Here is a 15,755-nt window from a genome sequence, read left to right on the forward strand (position 1 = left end):
CAAGATTGCCATTAATATTGGGTTATGAGTCATTTGCCACCCCCTTCTTTTGAAGCAAAAGTCTGCTCACCAGAACAGCTTGCTACTCGCCTGGAAAATCTTCCTAGACCACTGGTCTTTACTAATGGAGTCTTCGATATCCTGCACCGTGGCCATGCCAGTTATTTGGCCCAGGCTCGTGCCCTAGGGGCTAGCTTGGTGGTGGGCGTGAATTCTGATGCCTCAGTGAAGATGTTGGGTAAAGGCGATGACAGACCCATTAATGCAGAGGCTGATCGCCAGGCTTTATTGGCTGCATTAGAAAGCGTGGATATGACTGTGTTGTTTACCGAACAAACACCAGTCAATTTGATTGAAAAAATTCGTCCTGATATTTACGTCAAGGGTGGTGATTACGATATCGACACTTTGGCAGAAACCCATCTGGTAAAAAGTTGGGGTGGTAAAGCAGTTGCGATACCTTTCCTATATGAGCGCTCAACTACAAGCCTGTTGGGTAAGATCCGCTCTTAGAGGCTTTGCAGTAACCACGCCCAGATACCGCGAAGTACTAATCCTTCAGTTACTTCCACGGCTTGTTTGATTGGTAAATGAGTTTTTGTAATTTCTTGCGCTAGGACTTTGGCATTTCCGCCATCAAGCCAAATTTTTTCGATGGGAAGATTTAATTCTTTTGCATGCTGTATGCCATACAAGATTGCTCCAACTTGCGCTGCATCACAACCTCCAATGATTGCGTCATTAGTGGAGGATCCAAACCCATGATGTTCTACGCGTGTAGCCAGGCCTAGCTGCGCAGTATTGTTTGCCAGACTTTCTTGCATTAATCCAAGACCGGGCAAAATCCATCCGCCGTAATGTACGCCGTTAGAACCCAATAAGTCGATGGTGGTGGCAGTACCGGCATTCACAATCAAGGTGTTTTTATTTGATAAGGCGCGTGCCCCAATCAGAGCGGCCCAGCGGTCAGCGCCGAGCTTGCTGGGATCTTGATACAGGCTACGCATTCCTGTGTAAGCACTATTGCCAGCAAGTTGTTTCCAATCCAGGTCATTCCATTGCGGGAACAGTGATTTGAGATTGGCAATCGCTTCCTGGCCAGCAACGCAGGCAAAGCCAATAGCTGCAGGCTTCGGTAAGGTTTTAGCAATATAGTCAGCCAACTCAGCTCGATGTTCTGCTGATTGCAAAGACTTGCTACTAATAGAGCCTGAGTATGCCCATAACTTTTTTTGTTGAGCGCTAGGATTTTGTGTTGACTCCACAGCTGCCCACTTCAGGCGCGTGTTACCAACATCAAAAAATAAATAAAGGCTCATGATTGAATCCGCAATGAAACATCACCCGCATGAATGGCGATGATTTTGTTTTCTTGTTGCAATAGTAATGCCCCTGTCCCATCTACACCTTTTGCAATGCCATGAATAGGATCCTTACCAGCGCCCGAAATGTACACGGCCTGATCTCGATATGCATCCCAGCCCATCCAGCGTTCTTTGTAGGACTTAAATCCATGCAGGTCAAATTCGGCAAGACTGTGTTCGAGTGAAGCAATCAGTTTGAGCCAGAGATATTCTGTATCAGGGAGTGATTTTGTCAGTTGAGCAAGTGAACCCACTTTCAGGCCCGTATCTAGATTTGCTTCAATTGCTTCTGGATTGCGCAAGTTAATGCCAACCCCAATAATCATCCAAGTAGGATCACCCGCTTTTGCTTGGCCGCCCTCAATCAGGATGCCGCCAAGTTTGTGCTTGTTCAGCAATAAGTCATTGGGCCATTTCAGTTGCAGGCCAGCCTCTTGAAGTTCTTCCTCGCTCAGGTTGCAAGCTTGTGCAATACCTTCTATCACTGCAAGGCCAACTAATAAGCTGAGTCCGCTGAGTTCGGCCGGAGTTCTTTTAAATGAAAATGCGAGAGAGAAGCAAAGAGAGTCCTCGGGGTTGGCTAGCCATGCTCGGCCTGCCCTGCCTTTGCCCGCAGTTTGTTTGTGGGCAATCCGAGCCACCGGATCAATGAGTTCCCCTGCACGCCAGCGACTCATAAGATCATCATTGGTGGATCTAGTCTCGGTAACGCGCTCAAGTATGCAATTTGCAGTCATTCCGCCATTGTAGAAAGGTCTGACCTAGAATTGTGGGATGGATCAAAAAGATCAACGACCTCGAAAGCTGGTATGGCCACTACAGGCTATGCCCTTAGCGAGGGCTATGAGCTTAAGCTACGCGCTTTTGATCATCTATGTAAGCTTGAACCCCTTTGACTTTGATTTTCAGAATGGGATCTCTGCTTGGGCGTGGTTGGATGCTCCCTTGCCCCGTTTTATGACTTTATTTGATGTATCGGTCAATATCTTGGCTTATATTCCCTTTGGATTTTTGGTAGTGTTTGCTGCCTATCCTCGTTGGCGTAACTACGTAGCTCTTGGAATGGCCCTTAGCTTGAGTGCTGGCCTGGCGCTAGGTGTAGAAACTTTGCAGTCTTGGCTGCCCACTCGCATACCGAGCCAGATGGACTGGTGGGCCAATATATTGGGAGGACTGTTAGGTGGCTTATTGGCGATTCCTCTAGGACCACAATGGCTTTCTGGAAGCGCAATTCGTCGACGTTTTGATCAATGGTTTGGCCTTAATTGGGCAGCGTGTGCCTTGTTCTTATTATTTCCCTGGTCACAAATTTATCCTCAAAGCTCTTGGCTTGGTACGGGCGTATGGGGGCATGCCATATTTGGCTCCGTTGATTGGGGTACTGTGGTGATCAATCAGGTTATTCAAGAGGCGGTAATTACCTCGCTATGCTGGCTTGGAGTGGCCTTATTGCTCTCTCTTGGGTTGCGCACTAAAGCCCCCCAGTGGCGCATTCTCAATGGACTGCTTGGCCTAACAGTGATGGTAAAGACTTTATTTACCGCCCTTCAATTTGGCGCTGAGTTTAGTTTGATCTGGCTTACCGCTGGAGCTCTATGGGGAATGGTGCTGGGTAGCATCTTATTAAGATGGACCTTAAGGCTCAAGCAAATGACTAAGTTTTGGTTAGCTTTGATTTGCTTGCTGGGAACGATAATAGCGGTCAATGTTTTGCCTGACAATCCATATTTCATTCTGACGCTCAGACACTGGTATCAAGGGCGCCTATTACACTTTAATGAGTTGATGCAATGGGTTTCCGTAGTATGGTTACCTCTGGCGCTGATTTGGATGGTTCGAAGTGCCGTGGAATTTAAACCGAAACATTGATGAATATAATTTTTTTATGAGTTTTTCACACCACCTATTTTTTTGTCTCAATCAGCGCGCCAATGGTGAAGATTGTTGCGATCAACATAATGCTTTTGCCTTGTTTGACTATGCCAAGAAAAGAGTGAAAGAGCTTGGTCTTGCGGGCCCAGGAAAAATTCGCGTGAATAAGGCGGGTTGCCTAGATCGCTGTGCTGACGGTCCTGTCATGGTTGTCTACCCAGACGGTGTTTGGTACACCATGGTTGATGTGGATGATGTTGAAGAAATTATTCAGTCTCATTTAATCGAAGGTCGTCCAGTAGAGCGCTTGCAATTAGCCTAGCCATTACAGAGAGTTGAAAGTTTTTTATGAATAGCCGTACAAAAGTAATTCAGATTGAAGGCATTTTCGGATCAATGGAAATGTCTATTGATCTGCCAGATGACTTAAAAAATGATCCTGCATTTGCTGTCCGTGGCTTGGCCCTCATTGCTCACCCCCATCCTTTGATGGGCGGCACTATGGATAACAAGGTGGCTCAAACTATGGCGCGTGCTTTTAACCAGTTGGGATACGTTAGTGTGCGCCCAAACTTTCGCGGTGTAGGCGGAACCGAAGGTGTTCATGACGATGGCGTTGGTGAGTTAGAGGACTTGCTTCATGTAACCGATTGGATGCGTACACCCTCAAGTTGGAGTCAATTTGAAGCAACTGCGAATCAATCCTGGGTAGGGGATGCCAATACGCTGCCGCTAGTAGTTTCAGGTTTTTCTTTTGGAAGCTTTGTTGGAAGTCACTTAGTGCAGAGACTCTCAGACTTGGGTCGTCCAGCTGAGCGACTGGTGATGGTGGGTAGCGCCGCAGGCAAATGGACTCTGGCCCCAGTGCCTGCAGATACGATTTTGATTCATGGGGAACTAGATGAAACCATTCCCTTGATTGATGTTTTAGATTGGGCCCGTCCGCAAGAGTTGACTGTGCAAGTAGTGCCTGGCGCAGATCACTTTTTCCATCGCCGCCTACATTGCATTCGCAACATCATTACTGGTGCGTGGTTAGGCATGCCAGATCATCGTAAGTAATTAGAAATAGAAAGACTATATGGCCGAAGAAAAATCATTAATCGAGTACCCATCATTATTTCCTATCAAGGTCATGGGTAAAGCAAACCCAGAATATCTTCCAGCGATAGTGCATATTGCCAAACAATTTGATCCTACGTTTGATGAGAGTAAGGTCGAGCAGCGTCCTTCTAAGGATGGAAATTATTTAGGCATTACTTTGCCAATTACTGCGACTAGCCGTGAACAGTTAGATGAGTTGTATAGAACCTTGTCCACCCATCCATTGGTTAGTGTTGTTCTGTAATTGAATTCATGGCAGCTTTAGTAAAACAACTGGGTTTGGCAGATTACGCCTCTACGTATGAGGCGATGAAACTCTTTACTAAAGAGCGTACTAGTGAAACGCCCGATGAAATTTGGGTCCTAGAGCATCCTCCGGTTTTCACTTTAGGTTTGGCAGGCGATGCGGGTAACTTGCATACACCCAGCAATCAAATTCCACTCGTGCAAGTGGATCGGGGTGGGGAGATTACGTATCACGGGCCAGGTCAAATCGTGGTTTATCTTTTGCTAGATCTAAAGCGTCTAGGGATCTTTGTAAAAGAATTGGTCTCTCGTATAGAGCAGGCGCTGATAGATACGCTGGCCGATTTTGGGATTAAGGCTGAAAGGCATCCGGGGGCTCCGGGAATTTATGTCTCTGAGCAGTCAGGAGTGTCCTCAGAATGGATTGGCGCTAAGGTAGCTGCCTTGGGCCTCAAAGTCTCCAAAAGCTGCTCCTATCATGGCCTAGCCCTGAATGTCGCTACCGATTTAGAAGCATTTCAGCGTATCCACCCCTGTGGGTATGAGGGTTTAAAGACAGTTGATATGCAAACCCTTGGGATCAAGGACAATATAGACACTATTAGCCAAAGGCTTTTGCAGCATTTACAAAAGCATCTGATGCCATCATGACCACAAATAAGCCTGACACCAAGACACCTATCGAGGCGCGCCAAGACCTCAATTACGACGCATCACGTAAACAAAAGTCGAGCGAAAAGACTGCGCGCATTCCAATCAAAATCATTCCTTTAACAGAGGTATTGAAAAAGCCTGACTGGATTCGGGTGAAGGCAGCTTCTAATAATTCCCGCTTTTCTGAAATCAAAAAGATTTTGCGCGAGAACGAGTTAGTCACTGTTTGTGAAGAAGCGAGTTGCCCCAATATAGGTGAGTGTTTTGGTAAAGGGACTGCCACATTCATGATCATGGGGGACAAGTGCACGCGTCGTTGCCCATTTTGTGATGTAGGTCACGGTAGACCAGATCCGCTGGATACAAAAGAGCCTGCAAATCTCGCCCGCACAATTGCTGCGCTTAAATTGAACTATGTCGTTATCACTAGCGTGGATCGTGATGATCTGCGTGATGGTGGCGCAATGCATTATGTCGATTGTATTTCTCAATCACGCGGACTCTCCCCGAATACCCGTATTGAAGTATTGGTCCCAGATTTCCGTGGCCGCCTAGATAAAGCGTTGGATATTTTTGCTGAGCATGCACCGAGTGGCTTGCCCGATGTGATGAATCACAACCTCGAAACAGTGCCTCGTTTATACAAACAGGCTAGACCGGGTGCAGATTATTTGCATTCTTTAAAACTCTTGAAAGATTTTAAAGAGCGCTTTCCTCATGTCCCTACTAAAAGCGGTCTAATGGTGGGTCTTGGTGAAACAGATGATGAGATTTTGGAAGTCATGCGTGATATGCGTGAGCACAATATCGATATGCTCACTATTGGTCAGTATCTTGCCCCGTCAGGACATCATCTACCTGTTACGCGTTACGTTCATCCCGACGTCTTTAAGATGTTTGAAGAAAAGGCGTATGAAATGGGCTTCTCTCATGCGGCTGTAGGCGCTATGGTGCGCTCAAGCTATCACGCAGATCAACAGGCGCACGGAGCTGGGGTTGTTTAGAGAGATATTCAAAGCCGCCTCCTTACTAGCGACTTTCTTTTTTCTGATTGCATGTAGTCCTAAATTAGATTGGCGTTCAGTCCAAGCCCCGCAAGAAAGATATACCGCTTTATTTCCTGGCAAACCAGATAAGTTAGAGCGCCGCATTCCTTATCTTGATCAAGAACTTTTACAGACACTTGAAGCGGTAAAAATTGATGATGATATTTACTCGGTCAGCACTATCCAGTTGCCGGCCAATCAAAGTGCCTCACTAAGCAAGTTACTTTCGCAATTACAGGCTAACTTAATTGATAGGGCAAAAGCATCTGGTGGCGATGTCATTGTTGAGGATGCTTTTTATAAAACAACAGATCGACAGCGTTTACCGATCAAAGATTATTTTCTGGATTTGGAATCCAACGGTAAATCACAGCAACTCATGCGCGTTCGTTGGATTAATCGAGTTGCGTTGAATGGTGATATCTGGGTTTATCAAATATCAGTCCTGCATATGAATGCAGGCACGGAGAATGTAAAAACTTTATTGTCTAAAGAAGAGTATGAAAACTTCTTTAGTGATTTTTCTCCAGAGTAGTCTGAAGAGAAGATCATTTAATTATTGTTTTTCTAGTGCAGCAACTTTAGCTTCAAGCGCTTCTAACTTTTCACGTGTCTTAGCAAGCACTTTGCTTTGAAGATCAAATTCCTCGCGTGTTACCAAATCCATTTTCTGAAATCCTTGATTCATCATGGCGCGTACATTCTTTTCAATTTCTTGAGCTGGCGAATTGCGAATGGCATCACCAACCTTGTTTTGCATATCGTTCGCGATACGTTGGATTTGCTCGAGGATTTCGCCTGGTTTTTGCATGATGAGGGTTCGCAGTTCTATTGAGAGTTGCAGAAAAGATACACATTTGTATTTTAAGTTGTATGCGTAAAACTGCCCAAAAAGGGGTTAAAACCCGAAAAATGCCCCATATTCACCCTTCAGGTGCAATATTTAGCACCAAAAAAGGGCATTTGCCTTATTTGGGGGATTTGTGACAAAGCCATGAACCCCTGGGGATTCAATATCACCCCATGCAATAAGCATTCAACCCATTTTTTTATTACAACCAGTAAGGAGTAGTTCATGAAAACTTTGCAAAAGACAGCAATCTCTGCGGCAGCAGTAGCTTTGTTGGCAGGCCTTTCAACTGCAGCATTCGCAGCTGACGAGCCAGCAGCACCAGAAGTAAGTCCAATCACTGCTAACGTTACCGTTGCAAGTAACTATATCTACCGCGGTATTACACAAACTAATAATAAGCCAGCCATTCAAGGCGGTTTTGATTATGCGCATGAGAGCGGTTTCTACATTGGTAACTGGAACTCCTCCATTACTTGGATTAGCGATAGCTATCCTGGTGCTGGCCAAGGCGGCCATTCTGTTTCTGCTCCTGTTGAGATGGACTTCTACGCCGGCTTTAAGAAAGAATTGATTGGCGAAGGTTTTGCAACTGACGTCGGCGTCTTGCAATACTACTACCCAACTTCAGGATTGCCATCAAGCCAATCCAATGCTTGGGTTGCTGCTAACCCAGCATCACGTCAAGCTTCTGGTACAACGCCAAACACAACTGAGTTATATGCTGCTCAAAACTTCACTTTTGGCCCAGTAACTGGTTTTGGAAAAGTCTCATACGCCGTAACGACTTTGTTCGGACTTCAACAGTCTTCCGGTGCTTTTTATCCTGATTTGACTGCAAACTATGACACCGGTTTTTATGGGATCGCTGTTAATGCACACGTTGGTTATCAGTATGTACCCAATAACATCGTCACTACATCCGCAATCGCTGGAGCTGGTAACGGTGGAACATGGAATGCAAGCTATGCAGACTGGAAGCTGGGTTTGACTAAAGACTTTGGCGGTGGCTTGTCAGGGACTGCTTACTACACAGGTACAAGCGCGCAGAAGGTTGGAAATACTTATGTTTATTCGACACCTAACGGTGGAAATGCTGGACGCGGTAACGCAGTTGTAGCCCTGACAAAAACTTTCTAATTTCCACTCTGAACGGAGAAACACATGAAATTAATTACCGCAATCATCAAGCCCTTCAAGCTTGACGAAGTGCGCGAAGCTCTCTCAGAAGTGGGAGTTTCGGGCATTACCGTCACTGAAGTTAAAGGCTTTGGTCGTCAAAAAGGTCACACCGAGTTGTATCGTGGTGCTGAGTATGTTGTCGACTTTTTACCTAAAGTAAAAATTGAAGCTGCTGTTGAAGATGGCATCTTGGAGCGTGCGATTGAAGCAATTGAAAAATCAGCACGTACTGGCAAGATTGGCGATGGCAAGATTTTTGTCTCTCCAGTTGAGCACGTCATTCGTATTCGTACCGGTGAAACCGGCGCGTCAGCACTTTAAAGAGAGGTTCAAAATGTTAACTTGGATGAAACGACTCGTTGCTGGTGGTGCTATGGCTTTGGCTATTGGCGCTACTGGTGTAATGGTTACTTCGCCAGCGCATGCTGATGAAGTAAAGAAACCAGCTGTAACAGCTCCTGCTGCTACTCCTGCTGCTGCAGAACCTGCTCCTGTTCTTTGCTCTGAAAAGTGCAATAAAGGTGACACTGCTTGGATGATGGTCTGTACAGCATTAGTGCTGTTGATGACTCTTCCTGGCTTGGCGTTGTTCTACGGCGGTTTGACACGTAGCAAGAACATCTTGTCTATCTGTATGCAATGTTTCATGGTCTTCTCTTTGATTTCAGTGCTATGGGCGATTTATGGCTATAGCTTTGCATTCACGGAAGGCGGAGCATTCATCGGTGGATTAGATCGTCTCTTCTTGGGCGGTATGAATCCAGACTCAGTAGCAGCAACCTTTAGTAAGGGTGTTGTGATTCCTGAGTATGTATTTATGGCTTTCCAAGCGGTGTTCGCAACTATTACTTGCTGCTTGATCATTGGTTCTTTTGCTGAGCGCGCTAAGTTCTCTGCAATCTTGGTATTCATGGTGATTTGGTTCACTTTGAGCTACCTGCCAATCGCTCACATGGTTTGGTTCTGGCCTGGTCCAGATGACATCAAAGACGCTGCATCACTAGAAGCAATTACTGCTCGTGCTGGTTGGTTGTGGCAAAAAGGTGTTCTCGACTTTGCTGGCGGTACCGTTGTGCATATCAATGCTGCGATCGCTGGTTTGGTTGGTTCCTTTGTTATCGGCAAGCGTTTGGGCTACGGCAAAGAAGCAATGAAGCCACATAACTTAGTTTATGTAATGTCTGGCGCTGCTCTCTTGTGGTTCGGCTGGTTTGGTTTCAATGCTGGTTCAGCTCTTGAAGCAAACGGTAGCGCTGCCTTGGCATTCGTGAATACTTATTTAGCTACTGCTGCTGCTGTATTGGGTTGGTCAGTTGCTGAGTGGGTTCTCAAAGGTAAGCCATCAATGTTAGGTGCTGCATCTGGTTGCGTAGCTGGTTTAGTTGCAATTACTCCTGCTGCTGGTTTCGTTGGCCCAATGGGTGCAATCGTAATCGGTGTTATCGCTGGCGTAATCTGCCTCTGGGGTGTTACTGGTCTCAAGAAGATTTTGGGTTCAGATGACAGCTTGGACGTGTTTGGTGTTCATGGCGTAGGTGGTATTACTGGTGCATTGTTGACTGGTGTATTCGCTGACCCAGCTTTGGGTGGAACAGGTATCTGGGATTATGTAGCTAATGCAGTTGCTCCCGATTACTCTGTTGCTAGCCAATTATGGATCCAGGCTCAAGGCGTGATTACCACTGTAATTTGGTCTGGCGTAGTTTCTTTTGTAGCCTTCAAATTGATCGATATCGTGATTGGTTTGCGCGTTAAGGAAGAAGAAGAGCGCGAAGGCTTGGACATCAGCTCACACGGTGAGACTGCTTACGAGTCTTAATCAGTAGATTTACCCCTCACTGGGCGGCCCTAGTTGGCTGCCTAGTTTTAAGCGCGGGATCCTCGGATCCCGCGTCTTTCTTTTAATAATCTTACAATGGTGGAATGGTTCCACATCTCATTACTGCACTTACCGGCCCTTTGCTCGAATTAGAGTCAAAGGTTCTAGAAGCGACCCCAACCATTGAGCGTTGGTTCAGGCTGGAATGGCAAGAACATACCCCGCCTTTCTACTGTTCAGTCGATTTACGCAATTCTGGCTTTAAGTTAGCTCCAGTTGATACCAATCTTTTCCCTGGAGGGTTTAATAACCTTTCGCCGCAGATGTTGCCGCTTGCTGTTCAAGCTGCCATGGCTGCCATTGAGAAGATTTGCCCTGAGGCCAAAAACTTATTGCTGATACCAGAACGACATACACGAAATACTTTCTATTTGCAGAACATTGCGCGCTTGTCTTCGATTTTGCGTCAAGCCGGCTTAAATGTTCGGCTAGGTACTTTCTCTGAAGAAATTAAGAAGCCAACCTGGATTGATTTACCCGATGGCAATCGATTATTGATGGAGCCACTTTCTCGATTGGGCCTCAAGAAACAACGTTTAGGGTTAAAAGATTTTGATCCTTGCTCGATCCTGTTAAATAACGACTTATCCGCAGGTATTCCTCCGATTCTGGAGAACATCTATGAGCAGTACTTACTGCCAGGCTTGCACGCTGGCTGGCATGTGCGTCGTAAATCTAATCACTTTGCCGCCTATGAAGAGGTGGCTAAGAAATTTGCCAAAGTCGTTGATATCGATCCATGGATGATTAACCCTTACTTTACTAGTTGCTCCAATATTAATTTCCACGAGCGTAAGGGCGAAGACGAACTTCAAACTGCTGTAGAGCAAGTCTTAAAAAAGACTGCCAAGAAGTACCGTGAATACGGTATTAAAGAGAAGCCTTATGTCGTAGTAAAAGCTGATGCTGGTACTTATGGCATGGGTGTGATGGTAGTCAATGATCCCGGGCAGTTAAAGGGCTTGAATCGTAAAGACCGCAACAAGATGAGTGTGGTCAAGGAAGGCCTTGAGGTCAGCGATGTATTGATTCAGGAGGGTGTGTATACCTTCGAGAAGGTCAATGAAGCGGTTGCTGAGCCCGTGGTGTACATGATTGATCGCTATGTCATTGGCGGCTTCTATCGTGTTCATACTGACCGCGGTCCGGATGAGAATCTCAATGCTCCCGGCATGCATTTTGTGCCTCTAGCCTTCGAGCAAAACTCGATGCCTGATCTAGGGGCTAAGCCAGGTAGCGCCGCTCCAAATCGCTTCTATCTATATGGTGTGGTTGCTCGCTTAGCGCTGCTTGCTGCATCATTGGAGCTAGAGCGAACCGATCCCAATGCTGAAGCTGCATAAATAAATCACCAATCTCTCAATAGAAATAATGAACCTTCTTTTTATTGCAGATCCCCTTGAATCTTTTAAGATTCAAAAAGATTCCACACTCGCAATGATGCGAGCAGCGCAAGAGGCTGGGCACTACTTATGGTTTTGTCAAAGTCGCAATGTGTTGTGGAGAGATAATTTTGTGGTGGCTGATTGCCAGTCTTTAGTCATTAATCCCAGCTCCACGAACTGGTTTGAGTTGGGTGAGATTGAGTCTCGAGCACTCAAGTCTTTTTCGGCAGTTCTCATGCGCACAGACCCTCCTTTCGATATTGAATATCTCAATACCACTTGGTTGTTATCGGCCGCAGTACGTCAGGGCGCGAAAGTGTTTAACGAGCCAAGCGCTGTTCGAGATCATTCAGAAAAACTATCTATTACAGAGTTTCCAGAACTGATTCCGCCTACCTTAGTTACGCGTGAATTAGCTGCGGTAGAGCTTTTTCATCAGGAACATCGCGATATCGTGATTAAGCCTTTAGATGGCATGGGCGGCATGGGCGTATTTAGGGTTGGGGCTGATGGCCTTAACCTTGCGAGCATTGTAGAAACCCTTGGTGAGAATGGCGCAAGAACCCTGATGGTTCAACGTTTTCTTCCAGAAATTGCCCAGGGTGACAAACGTGTGCTTTTAATTGGCGGAGAGGTGGTGTCATTTGCGCTAGCTCGCATTCCGCAGGGTAGCGAAATTCGGGGTAATTTAGCAGCGGGTGGCAAAGGAGTAGCGATGCCTTTAACCGAGACCGAAAAAGGGATTGCTGAAAAATTAGCCCCTGTTTTAAATCAGCGTGGATTATTCTTGGTTGGGTTGGATTTAATCGGCGGCTATCTCACTGAAATTAATGTGACGAGCCCTACTTGTTTTGTTGAAATTACTGACCAAAGCAACTTTAATGTTGCGCAATTTTGGTTGGCAGCGCTAGAGAAAGCATTGGCATAAATATGGTTGGAATTGTCATCGTTGCTCACACACCGGTTGCCAGCGCAATGCTGGGGTTTGCTGAGCATACTTTTGGTGTATTGCCTGAGCGTGTTCGAGCAGTGGATATCCCTCCTCATGAAGATACCAAGGCAAGCTTTGATCGCGTGATGAAGGCGGCTTATGGTGTGAACACAGGCAACGGCGTCTTAATCCTGACAGATGTTATGGGTGCAACTCCTGCTAATGTGGCCTCAAAGTTAGAGGCCTTGGGTCCTTTATCGGGATTGAATGCGCCTGTAATTGTATTGGCGGGATTAAACCTTCCTATGCTGATGCGTTGCATTTCTCATCGCGGAGAAAATCTGGAAGACTTGGCGCAAAAAGCCCTTGCTGGTGGACAGAATGGCATCTTGCGCTTAGGTGCAAAAGTAAATCAAGAATAGATAAGGGCCAGCACACTATGCCTTCGGTAGAAATCGAAATCATCAATAAATTAGGCTTGCATGCGCGCGCATCTGCCAAGCTATCTCAATTAGCCGCTCAGTTTCCCTGTGAAATATTTCTGTCACGTAATGGGCGTCAAATTAATGCGAAGAGCATTATGGGTGTGATGATGTTGGCGGCCGGTATCGGCAGCACTGTGACCCTTGAGACTGTGGGCGAAATGGCAGATGAAGCTATGCAGGCACTCACCGCCTTAATTAATGACCGATTTGGTGAGGGTGAGTAAATAGTATGACTTTTGCATTACACGGAATTCCAGTATCGAAAGGCATTGCCATTGGCAAGGCGGTACTGATTTCTCGTGCAGCATTAGAAGTTAGCCATCACCTGATTGAGGCTGGTAAAGAAGAGGCTGAAGCACAGAAGCTATTAGACGCATTTGATCAGGTTCGCCTAGAGCTTGAGCAATTGCGCCAAGGATTGCCAAAAGATGCCCCGCAAGAGATGGCGGCATTCTTAGACGTGCACGGCATGATATTGGCAGACCCAGCATTGGCTGAGAAGCCCATTAAACTCATTCGCACGCAACGATTAAATGCAGCATGGGCCTTAACTACTGAGTTGAATGATCTGTTGGAGCAATTTGCAGACATTGAGGATGCGTATTTAAAGGAACGCGCCAACGATATTCGTCAGGTTGCTGAACGCGTGATTAAGGCATTAAATGCCCAGAAAAAAGATCCATTAAACGATGCCGATTTTTTGCCAACCAGTGATATCGGCGTTGAGTCCATCATCGTTGCCCACGATATTGCTCCGCATGACATGCTGCGTTTTAAAGAGCATGCTTTTACCGGATTTGTAACGGATCTGGGTGGTAAAACTTCCCATACGGCTATCGTGGCGCGCAGCATGGAAATACCCGCAGTAGTTGGTGTGCGCCATGCCAGCGAAATGATTCGTCATGGTGATTGGTTGGTGCTAGATGGCGATCGAGGAGTTGTAGTAGTTGCCCCAGATGAGCAGCTACTAGCCGAATATCGCAAACTACAAGCTCAGGTTCTCAAAGAAGCTCGCAAGCTCCAACAGTTAAAGCATGCAAAAACAGAAACAGCCGACCGTGTTGAGATTGAGTTGTTTGCCAATATTGAATTGCCAGAAGATGCTATTCAGGCGGTGAAGTTGGGTGCTGTAGGGGTTGGTTTATTCCGCTCTGAATTTTTATTCATGGACCGTAAGCAGGCTTTGCCAGATGAAGAGCAGCAATACCAAGAATATCGTCGCGTAGTCGATTTAATGCATGGCTTACCTGTCAACATCAGAACGATTGACGTTGGTGCAGATAAGGCATTGGGCGGCGGTGGCGATATTTCTCAAACAGGCACATCACCATTGGGCTTGCGGGCAATCCGCTGGTCTTTAACGGAGCCTGAAATCTTTTTAACGCAGCTCAGAGCAATCCTGCGTGCATCAGCACATGGTCAAGCGCGCATCATGATTCCAATGTTGGCTCATGCTAAAGAGATTGATGAAACATTTAGACTGATTGAAAAAGCGAAACAACAATTGCATCAGCGTGGCAAAGCATTTAATCCGAATATTCAAGTTGGTGCAATGATTGAGATTCCGGCCGCTGCTTTAGTCTTGCCTTTGTTTATTAATCGATTCGATTTTCTTTCTATTGGAACGAATGATTTAATTCAGTACACACTAGCGATTGATCGTGCAGATCATGCAGTTGCCCATTTATATGACCCATTACATCCAGCGATATTGAATTTATTAGCCAATATCATTGAGCAAGCTAAACGTGCCAATGTACCTGTTGCTGTTTGTGGCGAGATGGCTGGTGATCCTGCATTAACAAAGTTATTGCTTGCCTTGGGTTTAACGGATTTCTCAATGCACTTCAGCCAGTTATTGCTGGTCAAGCGGGAAATTCTTCGGGCCAATGTCGGCTTGTTAAAAGCCCGCGTTGCTAGAGTCTTGAAGGCATACGAGCCAGAAGAGCAGGCAAAGGCTCTAGAGCGACTGCTGTCTTAATTATTTATTGCGCTGCCTAGTGGGCTGAGCCGCATACCGAACACTCGGAATTACGGCTAATACGGATTTCATCGATTTGGGTCGTAAGCCCATTCCAAAGCAACATGCGGCCCACCAAGGGCTCTCCAAAACCAATTAATACCTGCAGGGCTTGAGCGGCTTGCATGGCTCCAATGATCCCTACTAGAGGCGAGAAGATGCCCATGCTGGAGCAACTGACTTCTTCAAATACTTCATCTGGAGAAAAGATGCAGGCATAGCATGGTGAGCTTGGATTTGGCAGATCAAAGACGCTCACTTGACCATCAAACTTGAGTGCTGATCCGGAAACTAGAGGAATTTGATGTTTAACGCAGGCAGCATTAATAAGGTGTCTGGTTGAAAAGTTATCTGTGCAATCGAGCACAACATCAACGCTTGGCAGTAGTTCATCTAATAGCGAAGCTGTGGCTTTAGCCTGAATGGTTTCAATCTGAATGCTGGAGTTAAGGCATTGTAAAAATTCTTTTCCTGAAGCAACTTTGCTTTTGCCAACGCTACTTTCGGTATGCATGATTTGACGCTGCAAATTGGTGAGCTCTACATCATCATGATCTACTAGGGTGATGTGTCCCACTCCGGCAGCGGCTAAATAGGGGGCGGCAGCACTACCTAAGCCGCCGGCGCCGATGACTAATGCATGTGATTGGAGAAGCTTCTCTTGGCCAGCAACATCAATCTCGTCAAGCAGCAAGTGCCTTGAGTATCGAAGTAACTGCTCGTCATTCATGTGCCAG

20 protein-coding genes are annotated in these 15,755 nt (G+C 46.2%); 16 read left to right on the plus strand and 4 right to left on the minus strand.

Going from position 1 to position 15,755, the window contains the following annotated elements; all coding sequences use genetic code 11:
* Nucleotides 1-24: 24 nt before the first annotated feature.
* Entirely contained in the window at nucleotides 25-513 is a 489-nt protein-coding gene (gene rfaE2 / locus ICN40_RS07450) for a D-glycero-beta-D-manno-heptose 1-phosphate adenylyltransferase (protein WP_216120140.1), read from the plus strand.
* Here the strand turns inward: rfaE2 and ICN40_RS07455 are convergent.
* Both ICN40_RS07455 and ICN40_RS07460 read right to left on the minus strand, forming a co-directional pair.
* Nucleotides 510-1,319 (minus strand): type III pantothenate kinase, encoded by an 810-nt coding sequence (locus tag ICN40_RS07455; RefSeq protein WP_216243185.1) that lies wholly within the window; start codon nucleotides 1,317-1,319, stop codon nucleotides 510-512. The genes rfaE2 and ICN40_RS07455 overlap by 4 nt on opposite strands.
* Nucleotides 1,316-2,101: a biotin--[acetyl-CoA-carboxylase] ligase gene (locus tag ICN40_RS07460; RefSeq protein ID WP_216243186.1), complete on the minus strand. Its 786-nt coding sequence runs from the start codon at nucleotides 2,099-2,101 to the stop codon at nucleotides 1,316-1,318. The genes ICN40_RS07455 and ICN40_RS07460 overlap by 4 nt, the downstream gene beginning before the upstream one ends.
* Nucleotides 2,102-2,207: 106 nt before the next feature.
* On the opposite strand from ICN40_RS07460, the gene ICN40_RS07465 reads away from it, so the two are divergent.
* Genes ICN40_RS07465 through ICN40_RS07495 form a run of 7 tightly spaced genes read left to right on the plus strand, consistent with a single transcriptional unit; the run spans nucleotide 2,208 to nucleotide 6,821 of the window.
* Nucleotides 2,208-3,233 (plus strand): VanZ family protein, encoded by a 1,026-nt coding sequence (locus tag ICN40_RS07465; RefSeq protein WP_255561285.1) that lies wholly within the window; start codon nucleotides 2,208-2,210, stop codon nucleotides 3,231-3,233.
* A gap of 16 nt (nucleotides 3,234-3,249) precedes the next feature.
* Nucleotides 3,250-3,558: a ferredoxin gene (locus ICN40_RS07470; protein WP_216243188.1), complete on the plus strand. Its 309-nt coding sequence runs from the start codon at nucleotides 3,250-3,252 to the stop codon at nucleotides 3,556-3,558.
* A gap of 26 nt (nucleotides 3,559-3,584) precedes the next feature.
* On the plus strand, nucleotides 3,585-4,298 hold the full coding sequence (locus tag ICN40_RS07475; protein ID WP_216243189.1) for an alpha/beta hydrolase: 714 nt from the start codon (nucleotides 3,585-3,587) through the stop codon (nucleotides 4,296-4,298).
* Nucleotides 4,299-4,317: 19 nt separating this feature from the next.
* Nucleotides 4,318-4,584 (plus strand): DUF493 family protein, encoded by a 267-nt coding sequence (locus ICN40_RS07480; RefSeq protein ID WP_072582654.1) that lies wholly within the window; start codon nucleotides 4,318-4,320, stop codon nucleotides 4,582-4,584.
* Nucleotides 4,585-4,592: 8 nt separating this feature from the next.
* Nucleotides 4,593-5,237, plus strand: coding sequence for a lipoyl(octanoyl) transferase LipB (lipB, locus tag ICN40_RS07485; protein WP_216243190.1), 645 nt, complete (start codon nucleotides 4,593-4,595; stop codon nucleotides 5,235-5,237).
* On the plus strand, nucleotides 5,234-6,244 hold the full coding sequence (gene lipA, locus ICN40_RS07490; RefSeq protein WP_216243191.1) for a lipoyl synthase: 1,011 nt from the start codon (nucleotides 5,234-5,236) through the stop codon (nucleotides 6,242-6,244). The genes lipB and lipA overlap by 4 nt, the downstream gene beginning before the upstream one ends.
* Nucleotides 6,237-6,821: a hypothetical protein gene (locus ICN40_RS07495; RefSeq protein WP_216860753.1), complete on the plus strand. Its 585-nt coding sequence runs from the start codon at nucleotides 6,237-6,239 to the stop codon at nucleotides 6,819-6,821. The genes lipA and ICN40_RS07495 overlap by 8 nt, the downstream gene beginning before the upstream one ends.
* A 21-nt stretch (nucleotides 6,822-6,842) precedes the next feature.
* Here ICN40_RS07495 and ICN40_RS07500 read toward each other — a convergent pair whose 3' ends face one another.
* Nucleotides 6,843-7,097, minus strand: coding sequence for an accessory factor UbiK family protein (locus tag ICN40_RS07500; RefSeq protein WP_072582658.1), 255 nt, complete (start codon nucleotides 7,095-7,097; stop codon nucleotides 6,843-6,845).
* A gap of 264 nt (nucleotides 7,098-7,361) precedes the next feature.
* On the opposite strand from ICN40_RS07500, the gene ICN40_RS07505 reads away from it, so the two are divergent.
* The 8 genes from ICN40_RS07505 (at nucleotide 7,362) to ptsP (ending at nucleotide 14,979) form a co-directional block, all read left to right on the plus strand.
* Nucleotides 7,362-8,276 (plus strand): TorF family putative porin, encoded by a 915-nt coding sequence (locus ICN40_RS07505; RefSeq protein WP_216243193.1) that lies wholly within the window; start codon nucleotides 7,362-7,364, stop codon nucleotides 8,274-8,276.
* A gap of 24 nt (nucleotides 8,277-8,300) precedes the next feature.
* On the plus strand, nucleotides 8,301-8,639 hold the full coding sequence (locus tag ICN40_RS07510) for a P-II family nitrogen regulator (RefSeq protein ID WP_011903792.1): 339 nt from the start codon (nucleotides 8,301-8,303) through the stop codon (nucleotides 8,637-8,639).
* 13 nt (nucleotides 8,640-8,652) lie between these two features.
* The gene (locus tag ICN40_RS07515) at nucleotides 8,653-10,137 is read left to right on the plus strand and encodes an ammonium transporter (protein ID WP_072582661.1); all 1,485 of its coding nucleotides are present in this window, start codon (nucleotides 8,653-8,655) and stop codon (nucleotides 10,135-10,137) included.
* Between the two features lie 104 nt (nucleotides 10,138-10,241).
* Nucleotides 10,242-11,540, plus strand: coding sequence for a glutamate--cysteine ligase (gene gshA / locus ICN40_RS07520; RefSeq protein WP_216243194.1), 1,299 nt, complete (start codon nucleotides 10,242-10,244; stop codon nucleotides 11,538-11,540).
* 28 nt (nucleotides 11,541-11,568) lie between these two features.
* Nucleotides 11,569-12,510 carry a glutathione synthase gene (gene gshB, locus ICN40_RS07525; RefSeq protein WP_216243195.1) on the plus strand — a complete coding sequence of 314 codons (942 nt, stop codon included), beginning with the start codon at nucleotides 11,569-11,571 and terminating at the stop codon, nucleotides 12,508-12,510.
* A 2-nt stretch (nucleotides 12,511-12,512) separates the two neighbouring features.
* Nucleotides 12,513-12,935 carry a PTS sugar transporter subunit IIA gene (locus ICN40_RS07530; protein WP_083564218.1) on the plus strand — a complete coding sequence of 141 codons (423 nt, stop codon included), beginning with the start codon at nucleotides 12,513-12,515 and terminating at the stop codon, nucleotides 12,933-12,935.
* Between the two features lie 17 nt (nucleotides 12,936-12,952).
* A complete protein-coding gene (locus tag ICN40_RS07535) occupies nucleotides 12,953-13,222 on the plus strand; it encodes an HPr family phosphocarrier protein (RefSeq protein WP_216243196.1) in 270 nt (89 codons plus the stop codon).
* A 5-nt stretch (nucleotides 13,223-13,227) separates the two neighbouring features.
* Nucleotides 13,228-14,979, plus strand: coding sequence for a phosphoenolpyruvate--protein phosphotransferase (gene ptsP, locus ICN40_RS07540; protein ID WP_216243197.1), 1,752 nt, complete (start codon nucleotides 13,228-13,230; stop codon nucleotides 14,977-14,979).
* A gap of 16 nt (nucleotides 14,980-14,995) precedes the next feature.
* Here the strand turns inward: ptsP and ICN40_RS07545 are convergent, their stop codons facing one another.
* Nucleotides 14,996-15,748: a HesA/MoeB/ThiF family protein gene (locus ICN40_RS07545; RefSeq protein WP_216243198.1), complete on the minus strand. Its 753-nt coding sequence runs from the start codon at nucleotides 15,746-15,748 to the stop codon at nucleotides 14,996-14,998.
* Nucleotides 15,749-15,755 lie beyond the last annotated feature (7 nt).

It is taken from the genome of Polynucleobacter sp. Fuers-14 (assembly GCF_018882045.1).
Lineage (GTDB): Bacteria > Pseudomonadota > Gammaproteobacteria > Burkholderiales > Burkholderiaceae > Polynucleobacter.

What these genes read in the sequence shown, in the direction of transcription:
- ICN40_RS07465 (WP_255561285.1), top strand. Translation starts at nt 2,208, where the DNA reads ATGAGCTTAAGCTACGCGCTTTTGATCATCTATGTAAGCTTGAACCCC.
- rfaE2 (WP_216120140.1), top strand. Translation starts at nt 25, where the DNA reads ATGAGTCATTTGCCACCCCCTTCTTTTGAAGCAAAAGTCTGCTCACCA.
- ICN40_RS07515 (WP_072582661.1), top strand. Translation starts at nt 8,653, where the DNA reads ATGTTAACTTGGATGAAACGACTCGTTGCTGGTGGTGCTATGGCTTTG.
- ICN40_RS07535 (WP_216243196.1), top strand. Translation starts at nt 12,953, where the DNA reads ATGCCTTCGGTAGAAATCGAAATCATCAATAAATTAGGCTTGCATGCG.
- lipA (WP_216243191.1), top strand. Translation starts at nt 5,234, where the DNA reads ATGACCACAAATAAGCCTGACACCAAGACACCTATCGAGGCGCGCCAA.
- ICN40_RS07470 (WP_216243188.1), top strand. Translation starts at nt 3,250, where the DNA reads ATGAGTTTTTCACACCACCTATTTTTTTGTCTCAATCAGCGCGCCAAT.
- gshA (WP_216243194.1), top strand. Translation starts at nt 10,242, where the DNA reads ATGGTTCCACATCTCATTACTGCACTTACCGGCCCTTTGCTCGAATTA.
- ICN40_RS07505 (WP_216243193.1), top strand. Translation starts at nt 7,362, where the DNA reads ATGAAAACTTTGCAAAAGACAGCAATCTCTGCGGCAGCAGTAGCTTTG.
- ICN40_RS07460 (WP_216243186.1), bottom strand. Translation starts at nt 2,101, where the DNA reads ATGACTGCAAATTGCATACTTGAGCGCGTTACCGAGACTAGATCCACC.
- ICN40_RS07530 (WP_083564218.1), top strand. Translation starts at nt 12,513, where the DNA reads ATGGTTGGAATTGTCATCGTTGCTCACACACCGGTTGCCAGCGCAATG.
- ICN40_RS07510 (WP_011903792.1), top strand. Translation starts at nt 8,301, where the DNA reads ATGAAATTAATTACCGCAATCATCAAGCCCTTCAAGCTTGACGAAGTG.
- ICN40_RS07475 (WP_216243189.1), top strand. Translation starts at nt 3,585, where the DNA reads ATGAATAGCCGTACAAAAGTAATTCAGATTGAAGGCATTTTCGGATCA.
- ICN40_RS07480 (WP_072582654.1), top strand. Translation starts at nt 4,318, where the DNA reads ATGGCCGAAGAAAAATCATTAATCGAGTACCCATCATTATTTCCTATC.
- ICN40_RS07500 (WP_072582658.1), bottom strand. Translation starts at nt 7,097, where the DNA reads ATGCAAAAACCAGGCGAAATCCTCGAGCAAATCCAACGTATCGCGAAC.
- ICN40_RS07545 (WP_216243198.1), bottom strand. Translation starts at nt 15,748, where the DNA reads ATGAATGACGAGCAGTTACTTCGATACTCAAGGCACTTGCTGCTTGAC.
- ICN40_RS07455 (WP_216243185.1), bottom strand. Translation starts at nt 1,319, where the DNA reads ATGAGCCTTTATTTATTTTTTGATGTTGGTAACACGCGCCTGAAGTGG.
- lipB (WP_216243190.1), top strand. Translation starts at nt 4,593, where the DNA reads ATGGCAGCTTTAGTAAAACAACTGGGTTTGGCAGATTACGCCTCTACG.
- ptsP (WP_216243197.1), top strand. Translation starts at nt 13,228, where the DNA reads ATGACTTTTGCATTACACGGAATTCCAGTATCGAAAGGCATTGCCATT.
- gshB (WP_216243195.1), top strand. Translation starts at nt 11,569, where the DNA reads ATGAACCTTCTTTTTATTGCAGATCCCCTTGAATCTTTTAAGATTCAA.